Genomic DNA, 14,130 nt, shown 5'->3' with positions numbered 1-14,130 from the left:
AGCTTAGTTCGCGGAGAATCAGTAGAGCCTGGCGCGAACGGCTTCCGCGAACTTTGGCACGCCGGCTCGGATGAGCGCAAGAAGAAAGTCGTCGATGGTCATCGTCGGGGAGTCATATCCCTCAACGAGTTCGACCAAGGCACGCAACGTGGGCGCGTGGAACAGGTCGAGCTGGTCCAGAAGGAAATCATCGGGGTGGACGACTTCGAGGTCGAACGGTTCCACTGAGTCCGCAGGGAAGTCCTTCATATTGAACGTGACAAGCACTTCCGCGCCACCGCGAACCGCGGCCGCGAGGACGTGTCGGTCTTTCTCATCGTTCGTCATCGTCGAAACGAGATCGGCGTAGCCCGTCACCATCGCGTCCGCAAAGTAGTGCTCCATCGTGGCAACACGCTTCTCGACTAGGCGCGGATCCTCACCGTTCGCGACCAGGTTCTTCGCGAGTTCGGCCATCACATCCTTCGACCAGAGTGGCCGGAATAGACCGCGATCAGCGAGTTCGAGAATGAAGTCGTTGATCAGCGCCCCATACAGGACATTCGTGTCGAAGAACGCAGGAAAACTCACTCAGCGTCCAGCTCCTTCATGCGCTTCACGCTGTTCGGGTCTCCGATCCGGATCTTCGCGGTGGCAGTGGTCTGCTGCAGCTCACGGAGAGCGGCGCGACGTTCGGCGCGGAATCTTGCCTGGTACGAAACCAGATCTTCGAGTCGGACTCGACGATGACGACCAGGCTTCTCGAAGGGGATGTCATCGGCTTCCAAAAGGCGAACAAGCGTCGGGCGGCTGATCCCCAGGAAATCCGCTGCCTGCTGCGTCGTCATCGTCGCGCCTTGCGGAACGATCGTGATTCCTTCGCCCGCAGCGAGCGCATTCGTCACCTGGTCGAGGATTCGGAAGATCTCATCCGGAACCGGGCGGGCGTTGCCTTGAGGGTCGACAAGTGCTGCTTTGGACGAGTTCTGCGCCAGATACCCCTCGAGCTCGCGCAACAGTTCAGCGAAATCGAGAAGCTCATCGCGACCCTCTGCCTCCGGGAGATAGGTCTGTGCCTTGCGTGCGCCGCGGGGCACATCAGTCGAGGTGCTCATACGCCCATTCTACTCCTCAATTCGAAAAAATCGAACACAAGTTCTTTGCCCGCTGCAGCGGGACGGAACGCCGAATCACCGCTTCGGCATCGACCTTTGGTCAGGTGGGATCGGACCAATGTCTGACCCCTTCTCTATGGTCTGAAACAGCCGGTCCGCACGGACCACAGAGTTCTACCCGAACTCCAGAATCGCGCCCTGATTGGGGCACTATTCGTTGTGCGTGCGAGTCGGCGTCCTACGGCATTCGTCGTGGGGCAGGCCGGTGCTTCACGCACACTCCATAAGGAGAATCACATGTCCGTACCCAACCCTCCCGCTGCACCTTCTCCGCAGCCGGTGCCTCCGCCCATGCCGTTCGCCGATGCGTCGACATCCGCACCCAAGAAGACGAACATCGTCGCACTGGTCGCGATGATCGTCGCCATCGTGGGATTCATCTTCGCGTGCATCCCCGGCGCACTGATCGTCGGCTGGGTCCTGCTGCCGATCGCGTTCGTGCTCAGCATCGTGTCGCTGTTCCTCAAGGGCGACCGCAAGTGGATGGGCGTCGTCGGCCTGATCGTCTCGATCGTCGGCACGATCGTCGGCTTCGTCGTCTTCTTCGCGGTGATCGCAAACGCCGCGAGCGAGGCCTTCGGCGACACCGAGACCACGGTCACGCAGCCCGTTGAGGAAGATGCCGCGCCCACCGTCGAGGAAGAGCCGGCGGATGCTGCCGAGCAGGGCACGCGCGAGAATCCGTACCCGCTGGGCTCACAGATCAGTTCGACTGATTGGACCGTCGTGATGAACAGTCACGCGGCTGACGGCGCCACCGCCGTTGCTGAGGGGAACGCGTTCAACGAGCCGGCACCGGCAGGCTCGCACTACGAGATCGTGAACTATACGATCACGTACAGCGGAGCAGAGTCGGGCACCTCGATGGAGGTCGGCGTAGACGTCGTCACCAGCGCCGGCAACGTCATCAACAGTTTCGACAGCATCGTCGTGCTGGCTGACGAATTCGGCATCGACGAGCTCTACAACGGAGCGTCGGCGACAGGTTCGCGGGCGTTCCTCGTGCCCGATGGCGAAACGGTGCAGATCCGTGTGAGTCCCGGGATGTTCGCTGATGAGGTGTTCGTTCAGCCGTAAGGAGTGATGTGCGGCGGGGGCCCGGGTGGGGAGCCGGGCGCCCGCCGCGCGCACCCTCGTCATCCTGTTAACTCCCCCCGCACCGCTGCTGGTGTCCATTCATGCCAATATGAATCCATGAGCGAGCAAGCACCAGCGGGGTGGTACCCGGACGGCAGTGGCAGTGAGCGGTACTGGGACGGATCGGCATGGACTGATCAGCTCCGAACGCCTGCATCGGCGCTCGCGCTTCCGCCTGCACCGGTCACTCTCGATGTTGCAGACGAGCAGCCAGCGAGCGCTGGTATGTGGTCCAAGTTTGGCTCTTCGGTCAAGAAGGTCGCTGCAGACCGAAAGGCCGCGCGCGCGGAGGAAGTCCGAGCACACCAGGAACGCGCCGTCGCTGCCGGGCCCATGGTTACAAGTGGCGTCTTCGGTTTCTCAACGATCGAGCTCTATGAGGGCGGATACGTCCGAGTGGCCGAAGCGCGGGAAGGTTACGCCCGCACGGCCGAGATCACCAAGAACACACCGTTCGAGAAGCTGCGGTCGATCACGTTTGGCGGATCAGAAGCGGACGCTGCACGTACGGCTGAAGTCGCACCGGGCTCGCCGCTCGAAGGGGCGGTTATGCAGGCGATGTCGGGCCTCGTAAAGGGCGGGAAACTGCTGAGCAAAGGCACCGCGATCGGCGTCGCCGCAAGCGGGATCAATCAACTCGCCGCCAACGCCGCGAGAAAATCCGATCTCGTCATCGCGACAGACGTTGCCATTCACACACTCACCAATCAACAGCACAACGGCATGTTCAAGGTGAGCAAGAAAGAACACGACGCAGTCGCGCGAGCGCTAGTGGAAGCTGGGAACACCGTGCTCGGTATCAGCGCGGAACCTGAACAGATCTCGGAGCCAGAAGTTGTTGCGGTTGCCGCTATGCAAGCTGCCGCGCCGTCTCTATCTGATCGTCTACGCGAGCTTTCCGAGCTTCATCGGGAAGGAATTCTGTCGGACGACGAATTTGCTGGAGCGAAAGGCAAGTTGCTGAGTGGGCTCTAGTTCAGGAGCTCACGGCAGGGTGCGCATCTGAGTGCTGACCTTAGACTCGCAATCGAGTCCGACGCGGAGGAGCACGATGGAGAAAGAACTCAAGACCTCAGAGCGCGCACGTTGCGCTCTCGAGATCCTCGCGGAAACAGCGTCCGACGGACGATACGTGTCGATCGAGGACATTTGGGGTCAGTGTCTATTGCGCGTGCCCTTGACCCCGTACGAGTCGGAGATCAACACCAGGGGCCTCCCGCGGGGTTCCACCAACTGGCGGTTCGCCAGCTCGGACCTCGTTGCGGCTGGTTGGCTCCGCAAGAACCCAGCACTTACTGGGGAATGGGCGATCACCCAGAGTGGAATCGCCGCACTCGACACTCATCCAGGCAACGACCTCTACCGTGAGGCTCGCCGCCTCTGGACACTTGAACGCGACCGCAGGGTCAACGAAGTTGAGCAGGCGTTGCCCGAGAGGTGGGTGAGCGGCAACTCCAAACAGCGCGCGCTCTTGTCGGCAGCTGAAGTCATCGTGGAAGAAGGTCTACGCAAGGGCCTTTCCGCCTTCTCGCCCGGCCGCGAAGTATGGACCGCTCAAAACATCCGCGGCCTGAGCGCGCTGTGGGCGGCCGCCGAGAAGATCGAGGGGCGTGGCTTCACGGCAAACCTCGAGTTGCAGCTCGCCGATGCAACCGAGGATCAGAAGCTCCTGATGGCGGAGATTCTCGCCTTCCAGCTGCTCCCAATCGCGAACGTCATGGGCCACGCGAAGAAGCGGGAACGGGTCGAATCCGCCCTCAACACGATGCGGCACCCCGTCGAGATTCCGCAGGTCTTCGACAGGGCATTCGCCGGCGGCGCTTTCAACCCCGGCCAGGGCATGCAGTCGCACGTCAATCGTGCGATCACCGTCATCCTCGATGTTCTTGTTTCATGGACAGAACTCAACGATGACGAGCAGCAGCGGGCACTCGACGATCCGCACGCATGGCGGGATCTCGTCCTCGGCAAGAACGATGGATTCCCTACTCAGCGATACGCGCTTCTCTATCTCGTTCACCCCGGCTTCTTCGGCCCCATCGTCTCCACCGACCATCGGACGCGCATCCGCGAGGCGTTCGTTGGCGAGATCGGAGGGGAATTCTCCGATGACCCGGATGCCGACCTCCAAGCGATCATCATCGCTCTTCAGATCAAGGCCGGGAAGCCCGTAGACCTCTACGGCGATCTTGAGGCCCGGTGGAAGACGGTGCCTCCGGTGATGCCACCCGAGGAAGAGATTCAGCCGCCGGATACGGCGCACGAAACACTCGATCCGCGTGGCTTCGTCCCCACCGATGTCGATGTGGTCGAACTCGCCGCGGCCACACACCTCGACGGCGCGTGGCTTGCAAAGGTCACGAAGGCACTGCATCGTCGGGGCCAGGTGATCCTCTACGGTCCCCCAGGAACGGGGAAGACATACGTCGCGCGTGCGCTCGCTGATCGACTCGGCAAGCCGGGCAGCGTGGTCAAGCGCATACAGTTCCATCCGTCGTACACGTACGAGGACTTTTTCGCGGGTTATCGCCCTGTGACGGATGCTGTCGGCCAGCTGTCGTTCTCCTTGACGCGCGGCCCCTTGCGCGAAATCGCAGATGAAGCACGCAAGAACCCCGATGTGCCGCACGTACTGATGATCGACGAGATCAACCGGGCCAACCTCAGCAAGGTGTTCGGAGAGCTGTACTACCTACTTGAGTACCGGGACGACGCGATCGACGTGCTGTACGCGGGATCAGGTGACGATGGCGGAAAGTCCTTCATGTTGCCGGCCAACGTGCTGATCATCGGAACAATGAACACAGCAGACCGATCGATCGCGCTGCTAGATTCCGCGATGCGGCGGAGGTTCTCGTTCTTCGAACTGCACCCTGATGTCGAGCCGGTGAAGGGGATCCTCGGTCGCTGGGCGAAGCACCATCCGCAGACGCTGCCGGTCGCTGCACTATTCGACCAACTGAACGCGAGCATCCGCGATCGCGAGGACCGTATCGGCCCCAGCCACCTGTTGCGATCGGGCGACCTGAGCGCCGACGACCTGCGTGCGGTGTGGGAGGAAAGCATCCTGCCTCTCCTCGAGGAACGCCACATCGGCACCGGGGTCGATGTGCACGTGAAGTACGGGTTGGACGCGCTGCTGGGTGCGCTGTCTGCACAACCGGAGGCAGCGCCGGAGACATGAGCCTTACGGCCACCGCGATCAAAGTCCAGGAGATCGCCGAGAAGGGCGAATCTCTTGTCTCCCTCAGCCCGTCGCAAGCGGCACGTCTGCAGGAGCTGCGATTCTGTCGTGTGCTGCCGACGTCGGACATGGGGTCGTGGCGAGTTACTGATGTGAATCGCGTCGGCGTCGTCGCAATCGACGACGTGCGGATCATCGTCAAGCCGAAGACTCCGTTGCGCAGCCTGATCTTCATGGCGTCGTATTCGGGCGTCCAAGCCAGCGTGCGGGACGCTCATTTCGCATTTGAAGCGGACGAGGACCTGCCGTCGGCGCTTGCATCAGCGTTTCTTAGCGCGGTCGATGACGCGACGAGTCGCGGTCTACTCAAGGGATATATCCCAGTCAATGAAACGGGGACGGTGGTCCGCGGCCGCTGGGACGTTGCGCGACAGCTGAAGTCGCGCCCCGGCCTTCCGGTCCCGATCGAGCTCACCTACGACGACTACACCGAGGATGTTGCGGAGAACCGAATCGTCAAGGCCGCACTTCGAGCCTTAATGCGGATCGAGCAGCTTCCGAGTCGAGTGATTGACCGAGCTGGCGTCACCACGACGCTCTTCGCCGACGTATCGGAACTCCGTCCGGCGATGTCCGTCACGCTGCCGCGCGAATCACGGTTGAATGCGCACTATCAACCGGCGCTTCGCCTCGCGCGATGGATCCTCGAAACGACTTCATGGGCTCATTCTCAGGGCGCGAGTGAAGGGGCAACCTTCTTGCTCAATGTCGCCAAAGTATACGAGGACTTCGTCGGGCGCGTGCTCCAGGTAACGCTGCGTCCGGCCGGGTTCGATGTGGATCTACAGGTCTCAGACTGGCGATTGGATACCGGCGGCGAGGTGAGGATACGCCCTGACATCGTGATCTCTCGTGGCGGTCGGGTCATCACCGTGGCCGACACGAAGTACAAGGTATGGGGCGACAGCAATGGGTCACCGCCCAACGCCGACGTGTACCAAGCGCTCGCATATGCAGTGACGGCTGGAGTGTCGGAGGTGCATCTCTTGTATGTGTCCGGTGAGGTGGAGCCGCGGAAGTATACGATCGCGGCTACTGGGTCGACGGTCGTGGCACACGCCATAGATCTCTTCGGGGGTCCGGAATTGTTGATGGTAAGCGCTCGGGACATCAGCGAGGCACTCACTCGAAGCAACGAAGATCCGTCGCTAGCACCACATAACTAGGCCTCGCTCGATCAGACCGAGCCCACTCAGCTTCGAGTAGGCGGGATCCCGGCTGGAGTTCCGACTCATCCACAGACGCACGAGTTGCGGGTGGAGGGCATTCGACCAGCCGAACCTCTCAGCGAGCCAGAATGTCAGAGACCTGAAGTACGGTCGGTGATTACGGGTCTTGCGGAGCAAGCCGGACCGACGTGTTGCCCGCACGCACGCGACAACGACGATACGATCGCATCGATGGGAGATCAATTGACAATCGCGGCATCCAGACCCGACACCCCGATCGTTCCATCGGAACAGATCACAGCAGCCGCTCGCAAGTTCGCGGTTGAAGCTCGAACGCGCGCGGCTTCCGCGATTGGTCGCCACGCGATGGATGCCCCCCTCACGGAACTGCAGCAGCAACTGAAGGCAACCCCACTGAGCGAGACCGCATCCCTCGCGCAGGACGAGCATGACGTGCGCACTCTTGCCCACACAATTGACTTGAACGACCTCGCAGTCGCTGACCTTATCGGGCGAGTACAAGATCCTCTTGTTCTCGCCTATGCCGTCGCGACGCTTACTCAGAAGGCCTTTCACACGTACGTCGACCCCCGCACCGGCGCTACAGTCAGAAACCTCTCAGGCGCGAAGCGCGCAGGAACGTTCTTCACTCCGCCGTCCGTTGCGAGCGAGATGGCAAAGTTTGCCCTTGACGGTCGCGACGAAGTATGGCTATCCCTCGAGCCCGCTTCTGGAACGGGTATGCTCACGAGCGGTCTTCTCGTCGAGGCCGCTCGCACCGGCGTTCCGATTCACCAAGCTCACGCGTGGGAGCTAAGTCCGTACCTCTCAGCGCTGTCAGAGCGCATTATCACCGCGGTGATTGAGCGATTGAATCTACAGACTGTCGTGCGCGTGCAAGCTGGCGACGCGATCGCGCTCTTTGATTCGAAATTGGTCCAGCCCGATGTCCTGGTGATGAATCCTCCGTATGGCCGCGTGAAGTATTTGAAATCCGAGGCCACCAATGCGGAGACCAAAGCCGCGAACGCTGATGCAGCCGTGGCCGCCGGACACGCATGGGTAAGCTCAACGCAGCGCCGTTACTCGGCGACCGCCACTCGTCTCGGTCTGCGCGAACGCGGTCTTGACCATCAGCGCGTGTTCATGGCTGCGGGCATGGAGGGGCTCGCATCGAATGGGCGGATGGTATGCATCGCACCGTCCTCCTGGACAAGCGGCCCTCTGTCAAGAGACATTCGTGAACTACTTCTGCGAGACCGCCACGTCCAGCAGATCGTGCTCTACCCCGAGGACGCAAAATTGTTTCCCACGGTCAATCAACCGACAGGAATCGTCGTGGCGGACCGCGACGGGGGCCATGAGTCGATCCAGATCAGCGTCCGCGGGCGCAGTCTCGATGACGGCACCGAGTATGAAGTGAGCTATAGCGAGATCTTGAATACGCGTGACGAACAACTTCGCATCCCCATGATGCGCCCCGAAGTACGAGCTGCGTTTGAACAAGTGGTCCGCCTTCCCCGAATCGCCGATTTGGATGTCAAGAACGCACGGGGTGAGCTCGACCTAACGGCCGACAAGTGGATGCTCAGCGAGCATCCCGGGAGTGCGCGAGTCGTCCGCGGCGACCATGTCCAACGATATGACCTGTCCGATGTGGCATCGTCAAGCAAGCCGGGCTGGGTGACCGAAGCTGGGGTCACTGCGTTGACATCGCGGGCCAAGTGGGTCGACTCCGAAATGGCGCGCATCGTCGGACGACAGGTCGCCTATATGGGAAAGTCAAGACGGCTCAGCTTCGCAGAGGTGCCCGCAGGTTCCATCGTTTCCAACTCATGCAACTATCTGGCGGTCAGCGACCCCGAAATGCGAGCAGCTTTGCTGGGTTTCCTGAACAGCGCGCCTGCGGAGTGGTGGTTCCGGCTTCACAACGCGAACAATCACGTTTCAAATGGCGAGCTCGATCAGTTGCCCTGGCCGCTGCAGGACCGCGCGATCCTTGAAGCAGTCGCCACTTCGGCGACCGTAAGGTCGAACCTTGGGTCTCAAGCCGAGTCGGAGTTCGCACTACGTGTAGAGCGATTGATTGATGCGCTGGTTTGCTTCGGAATGGGGTTGACGGCAAGCATGGCCAGGCCACTTCTTGAGGAGATTCTGGATCCCCGCGGGGCTGAGGAGTGCATTGGCCTATTGGACTGGTTCCGTCGGCACGGTGTGCCCGCGCATCTCCGCGAAGAACGAACCTGGATGCAACACGAGCTGAACACGCTGTCCGAACTCGATTACGAAATGATCCGACACATCCCGATCGGCGGTAATTGGCAACAGATCCCGGAGTCTGTCCCGTCGGAACGGCTTAAACAGATCAGAGCAATGTCCGCGGAGCGCGGAGTTGTCCGGACGACATACTATGGCCGACTGCGACCCGAGCAACCCTCCTACACCGTGGCTACTTACTACAACCGCCCAGGCAACGGCACCAACATCCACCCGGTGGAGGATCGGACGCTATCGCATCGAGAAGCGGCCCGACTGCAGTCTTTTCCCGATTCATACGCATTCATCGGCGGCGACGGCGCAATTAGAAAGCAGATCGGAAACGCTGTGCCACCGTTGCTTGGCCGCGCTGTCGCAGGTCGGTTGCTCGAGAGCGGGGTGGATCGCGGACCCGTCGTCGATTTGTTTGCAGGCGCCGGGGGACTTTCTCTCGGATTCGAAATCGCCGGAATGTCTGTAGCAGTCGCCGCCGACAGCAACGAGTCCGCGCTGCGAACGTACGCATTCAACAGGCCTACCGAGTCGATCGCGGATCCGAATTCAGACCGGACACTACTGGTAGGTGCGGACCTATCGGACCCTCGAGTACGCGAAGACCTCTACGCATCCATCCGACAGAAGCTAAATGGATCTCGCCCGAGCGCGCTCATCGGAGGTCCACCATGCCAAGGCTTCTCGCACGCCGGTTTTAGAGACCCGAGCGATCCGCGCAGTGACCTCGCGGTTGCTTTTCTCGACTTCGTGGACGCGCTTGAACCCGACGCAGTCGTTCTCGAGAACGTCGAAGGCATACTGACCGCACGCGGAGGGAAAGTGGCGCGGGACCTGATCGAGACACTCAACGAACTTGGCTATCCAGTCGCCCGCCCTTGGGTGCTCGCAGCTGAACAGTTCGGCGTTCCCCAGATGAGGCGGCGCGTTTTCCTGGTGGCCCGGCGTGGAGAATCCGTCACCGCGCCCGACGGCCCATTGGATCGATGCTTGGGACGACGCGAAGGCCATCGTGTCAATCGCGCGGAAACGTATCCTGTCACTGTCGAGGAAGCCATCATGGACCTCCCCTCCCTCGTAGAACGACAGCCCTTTGTCGCCTCAGCCTCTAGGCCTGCGTTCGCCCGCTGGGCGACGGGGCGCCTCAGCAGTGAAGATTTCTTGCATGATCACACCCACGCTGTAAGGACTTGACGCATGCCGGACGCAACGGAGAAGGAGAGATCGGACTTCAAGGCGGCCATCGCGGACCTAAGTACCTTCTCCACCGCGGGGCAACGTCCCGGCGGTCCCAACTTTGGTGTGGCAGTTGCCGTTCTACTCCACCGCACCGATCCCAGTCGATTCATGATCCCGCCGGTAGGTGACGCGACAACCACAAGCGACCTGCAGCTTAAAGTATGCGACCCCACGTGGGCCAAAGCGCCTGACTTTCTCCCGGAGTCGGCAACTGGTCCCATCTACAAGCCGTTCACAACGAGTTTCAAGGGCTTGTCGCCCGCCGTTAACAACTGGCGGAACTCATTTGATATTCAGGGCGGTATAGGCTGCAACGCACCACTAGATCCGGCGTATCTGCAGTCAGCGGAGTATGTGACGGAACACAGATTCGACTGCGCCTTTCGCGAAGTGCACACAGGGCTCTGCGGAGCAGCTGGCGCCGACGCATTGTGCTTCAATCCGGATAAGCGAGGAACTGGCCTTCCTTCATGGTCGGAGACAAGGGCGCGTCCACGACCGAAGTTGCTTCGTCGCGGCAAGGACTCGAACGGCACGGTCGGATACTGGTCAATTGAACCCACCTCAAGCAGTCTCGCTGACCTGCTTGGGGATCCAACAATAAGAGTTCCGGCTGCTTCGTTCGCCACGGCACTCTTCGCTGGAAGTCCATACTGGTCCCGCTGGGGCAATGACTACTCCGCCAGCAGGCTTCAGAACCTACTCGCGCTCGATGACGAACGGTTTTTCACACTATTTGAAGGCGCTTCATCGACGACCGTATCAACAGATACAGGCACAGAGATCCAACCTCAGCCTCAAGAGGACCGCCAACAGGGTGTCCACGAACTACCTTCACAGCCAAGCACGAACGGCGTGAAGAGCGGCAGGTCCGCACTCGGCAAGTCCGTCGACTACGTTGAAGCGGATACATCGATCGTGATCGAGCGAGCAAGTTACGAATCAGACCCAGAGCGCCGCCGTCAGCTGCTCGAGAAAGCCACCCGAGGGCACCGACGTGTCCTCAATGCACTCGCCGGGAGTCTGCGCAGCTGCGGCTTCTCAGTTGATGAACAACCAGGCGGGTACGACCTTCATGCGTTCGATGGCGCCTCTCGACACCTGCTGTTTGAGGCCAAGACCTGGACGAGCTCCAACCTTGCCGCGCAAGTGAGGTCCGGGTGGGCCCAGCTCGAAGAATATGCATTTCGCAATCGTGAGATCACCGGGGAGGCGCCCGAGTTGGTTCTTGCGTTCGACCACGCGCCGCCAACCGATTTTTGGGCCTGGGACTGGTTTGCGAGTCGAAAGTCACCTTACGTGGTGTGGGTTGACGGAACTGATCTCGTGACCTTCGATCATCATGCAGATTGGCTTGCAGGTCTGCTAGTGAACGAGTCTGCCCCGAAGTAGGACGTGCCGCGTCAAGATCGGCCGATGCCGTTTTTGCTATCGTTCGAAACTTCTGACACAGCCCGCCGCAGCTCCAGTGCCGGCCGGCGACCTCACCCAACAGGACGCGATCGACGCCCTCGCCAACGTCGCCGGAATCAACGACGACTTCTCCCCCGCCGGCGAGACGACGAATGCCGTGTGGGACCGCGTCATCGCGATCAACCTCACCGCGCCGTTCAAGCTCATGCGCGCCGTGCTGCCCCTGATGGAAACGGCTGGTCACGGGGCGATCCTCAACGTCTCGAGCGAGGCGGGTCTGCGCGGCAACGCGTCGGGCAATGCCTATACGGCGAGCAAGCACGGCATCATCGGCGTCACGAAGTCGGCGGCGTTCATGTACGGGCCTAAGGGCATTCGCGTGAACTCGGTCGCTCCGGGCGGCGTGGCCACCGGCATCCCGATGCCGTCGAACATGTCAGAGGCGGGGTCCGCGCGTCTTGCGCCGTTCCAGCAGGCCATCCCGACCGTCGCGACCGCTGAGCAGCTTGCCGCGTCGATCACGTTCCTGCTGTCGGACGACGCCGTGAACATCAACGGCGCGATCGTCGCGAGCGACGGCGGGTGGTCAGTGCAGTGGCCGCTGCTCAACCCCCTCTGCACGCCAGCATCAAGCAGGCATCGTTGCGTGCGAAGCATCCAACGACAGACGCAACCGACTTTCACGCGGCGTCGCCCGTCACCCCACCAACTCCTCCCGCACCCACGCCCGCAACGTCGTCGGAGTGGTCGTCACCACCGACCGCTCCTGCTCGGGCGTGAAGTCGTCGCGCAGCCCGGTCGACATCCCCAGCACGGCATCTGCCATCGCCCCCGGCATCCCTGCGTCGACGTACTGCCGCAGCATCTCCTCATCCGCGACCCGTTCGACGATCACCTCTCGTCCGAGCTCCTGGGTCAGGATCCCGGCGACCTGCGACCAGCTCAGGTCTTCAGGCCCGTGCACAGCCTGCACGCGATCTCCGGTCCATTCGCGATTGAGCAGCGTCAGCGCCGCGACCTCAGCGATGTCGCGTGGCGCCACCCAGGCCATCGGCGCATCGAGTGGCAGCACGGTTGTCAGGCGACCTGCGCGAAGCGACTCGACATCGAGCAGCAGGTTGGTGAAGAAGTAGCCGCACCGCAGATGGGTGACGTCGACGTCGAGACCGTCCAGCGCGACCTCGGTCGCCGCGAGCCCGTCGATCTCACCGGCGCCGTGGCGCTTCTCGGCGCCGATGCTGCTCTGGAACACGACGCGACCGATACCGTTCTCGCCGACCGCACGCATGAGAGCCTCCGTGGCGCGGGCGTAATCCGCGAGCGGATACTCCGACATGACCGACGGATCGACCCAGTAGATGGCGTTCACGCCGCGAGTCGCCTCCACGACCTCATCGGCATTCTGCGAGTCCGCGCGCGCCACATCGACGTAGGGGATCAGCTCCGGGGATATCTGTTCTGGATGCCGGGCGAGCAGCAGCGGCCGGATGCCTGCGCGCACCAGCATCCGCGTGAGGTGTTGACCGACGTTGCCGTTGGGGGTGGTGACAGCGATTCGCATGGCGAGTCCTTTCGTCTGTGACTGGCAACACTAGAACCAGATGCGGCCTGTTTTTGGCCGTATCTTCGGCGATCATGGAATCGTGGACTCGCCATCGAATCGCACCCTGCGTCTGCTCTCTCTGCTCCAGACAGGCGGCGACTGGAGTGTTGCCTCGCTCGCTGAGCGACTGGAAGTGAGCCAACGAACCGTGCGGCGAGACACGCAACGACTGCGGGAGCTCGGGTACGACGTGCAGTCCCGACCGGGTCCCGGGGCCGGATACCAACTGCGCCCAGGCACGAAGATCCCCCCGCTGCTCCTCAGCGCCGATGAGGTCGCCACGATCATCACGAGTCTGCTCGTGCTCGAGACCTGGGCCCCCGATGACCCGTCGGCGTCCGTTGCCCGCTCGAAGCTCGAGCAGACGCTGCCGCCCGCCCTGCGCCGACGTGCGGCCGCCACCGCGATCTCGACCCAGATCCTGCAGGAGTCGCCCGCACCCGTGGACTGGGCGCTCGTCGGCATCCTGTCCGATGCGGTTGCCCAGGGAGCACGCGTCGGCTTCGACTACACCGACCAGCACGGGCGGCAGTCCGCGCGCATGGTGGAGCCGCACCGCCACTTCCTACGGAACCGGCAGTGGTACGTCGTCGGCTTCGACATCGACCGAGGAGATTGGCGCCTGTTTCGACTGGATCGGATGCAGTCGACCAGCATCCTGCCTGGCGCGCACTCGTCTCGAGAGTTCCCGTTCCCGTCGATCGAGAGATGGTTGGCCAGCGACTTCGGCCGTGTCGGCGCACCGGCGGGTGAAGCCAAGGATCGCTGACATGTGACGAACACCCCGTGGCGGGCTCCGAGATCACCTCGCCCATATCCCTGATGTGCGTCGCTTTCAACCCCGTTCCCACGAATGCACAGAGAGCGCATCGTTGACTGCGACAGATGGAACGGAAGAGAAAG

At 61.9% G+C, this 14,130-nt stretch carries 10 protein-coding genes and 1 pseudogene; 8 read left to right on the top strand and 3 right to left on the bottom strand.

What is annotated here, in order from left to right; genetic code table 11:
* Nucleotides 1–18: 18 nt before the first annotated feature.
* Both IEV67_RS05400 and IEV67_RS05395 read right to left on the bottom strand, forming a co-directional pair.
* Nucleotides 19–570, bottom strand: coding sequence for a PIN domain-containing protein (locus tag IEV67_RS05400; protein ID WP_188435499.1), 552 nt, complete (start codon nucleotides 568–570; stop codon nucleotides 19–21).
* Entirely contained in the window at nucleotides 567–1,094 is a 528-nt protein-coding gene (locus tag IEV67_RS05395; RefSeq protein WP_188435498.1) for a helix-turn-helix domain-containing protein, read from the bottom strand. The genes IEV67_RS05400 and IEV67_RS05395 overlap by 4 nt, the downstream gene beginning before the upstream one ends.
* 297 nt (nucleotides 1,095–1,391) lie before the next feature.
* Between IEV67_RS05395 and IEV67_RS05390 the strand changes: the two genes are divergently transcribed.
* From IEV67_RS05390 to IEV67_RS05360, 7 genes and pseudogenes are all read left to right on the top strand, one after another.
* A complete protein-coding gene (locus IEV67_RS05390; protein WP_229702757.1) occupies nucleotides 1,392–2,231 on the top strand; it encodes a hypothetical protein in 840 nt (279 codons plus the stop codon).
* Between the two features lie 117 nt (nucleotides 2,232–2,348).
* Entirely contained in the window at nucleotides 2,349–3,266 is a 918-nt protein-coding gene (locus IEV67_RS05385; RefSeq protein WP_188435497.1) for a DUF2510 domain-containing protein, read from the top strand.
* A 76-nt stretch (nucleotides 3,267–3,342) separates the two neighbouring features.
* Nucleotides 3,343–5,475: an McrB family protein gene (locus IEV67_RS05380; protein ID WP_188435496.1), complete on the top strand. Its 2,133-nt coding sequence runs from the start codon at nucleotides 3,343–3,345 to the stop codon at nucleotides 5,473–5,475.
* Entirely contained in the window at nucleotides 5,472–6,701 is a 1,230-nt protein-coding gene (locus tag IEV67_RS05375) for an McrC family protein (protein ID WP_188435495.1), read from the top strand. The genes IEV67_RS05380 and IEV67_RS05375 overlap by 4 nt, the downstream gene beginning before the upstream one ends.
* A gap of 234 nt (nucleotides 6,702–6,935) precedes the next feature.
* The gene (dcm, locus tag IEV67_RS05370) at nucleotides 6,936–10,166 is read left to right on the top strand and encodes a DNA (cytosine-5-)-methyltransferase (RefSeq protein ID WP_188435494.1); all 3,231 of its coding nucleotides are present in this window, start codon (nucleotides 6,936–6,938) and stop codon (nucleotides 10,164–10,166) included.
* 3 nt (nucleotides 10,167–10,169) lie between these two features.
* Nucleotides 10,170–11,603 carry a glutathione S-transferase family protein gene (locus IEV67_RS05365; RefSeq protein ID WP_188435493.1) on the top strand — a complete coding sequence of 478 codons (1,434 nt, stop codon included), beginning with the start codon at nucleotides 10,170–10,172 and terminating at the stop codon, nucleotides 11,601–11,603.
* 82 nt (nucleotides 11,604–11,685) lie between these two features.
* Nucleotides 11,686–12,219, top strand: a pseudogene (locus IEV67_RS05360) (SDR family oxidoreductase); the annotation flags it as partial.
* A 102-nt stretch (nucleotides 12,220–12,321) separates the two neighbouring features.
* Here IEV67_RS05360 and IEV67_RS05355 read toward each other — a convergent pair.
* A complete protein-coding gene (locus IEV67_RS05355) occupies nucleotides 12,322–13,185 on the bottom strand; it encodes an NAD(P)H-binding protein (RefSeq protein ID WP_188435492.1) in 864 nt (287 codons plus the stop codon).
* Between the two features lie 82 nt (nucleotides 13,186–13,267).
* Here IEV67_RS05355 and IEV67_RS05350 point away from each other — a divergent pair, with 82 nt between their 5' ends.
* On the top strand, nucleotides 13,268–13,996 hold the full coding sequence (locus tag IEV67_RS05350) for a helix-turn-helix transcriptional regulator (protein ID WP_229702755.1): 729 nt from the start codon (nucleotides 13,268–13,270) through the stop codon (nucleotides 13,994–13,996).
* Nucleotides 13,997–14,130 lie beyond the last annotated feature (134 nt).

The sequence above is a fragment of the Microbacterium murale genome (assembly GCF_014635185.1).
GTDB classification, from domain to species: domain Bacteria; phylum Actinomycetota; class Actinomycetes; order Actinomycetales; family Microbacteriaceae; genus Microbacterium; species Microbacterium murale.
This window is presented reverse-complemented; position numbering and strand designations above follow the sequence as displayed.

Coding starts and splice junctions, on each gene's coding strand:
- IEV67_RS05395 (WP_188435498.1), bottom strand. CDS start 1,094: ATGAGCACCTCGACTGATGTGCCCCGCGGCGCACGCAAGGCACAGACC.
- IEV67_RS05390 (WP_229702757.1), top strand. CDS start 1,392: ATGTCCGTACCCAACCCTCCCGCTGCACCTTCTCCGCAGCCGGTGCCT.
- IEV67_RS05385 (WP_188435497.1), top strand. CDS start 2,349: ATGAGCGAGCAAGCACCAGCGGGGTGGTACCCGGACGGCAGTGGCAGT.
- IEV67_RS05380 (WP_188435496.1), top strand. CDS start 3,343: ATGGAGAAAGAACTCAAGACCTCAGAGCGCGCACGTTGCGCTCTCGAG.
- IEV67_RS05375 (WP_188435495.1), top strand. CDS start 5,472: ATGAGCCTTACGGCCACCGCGATCAAAGTCCAGGAGATCGCCGAGAAG.
- dcm (WP_188435494.1), top strand. CDS start 6,936: ATGGGAGATCAATTGACAATCGCGGCATCCAGACCCGACACCCCGATC.
- IEV67_RS05365 (WP_188435493.1), top strand. CDS start 10,170: ATGCCGGACGCAACGGAGAAGGAGAGATCGGACTTCAAGGCGGCCATC.
- IEV67_RS05355 (WP_188435492.1), bottom strand. CDS start 13,185: ATGCGAATCGCTGTCACCACCCCCAACGGCAACGTCGGTCAACACCTC.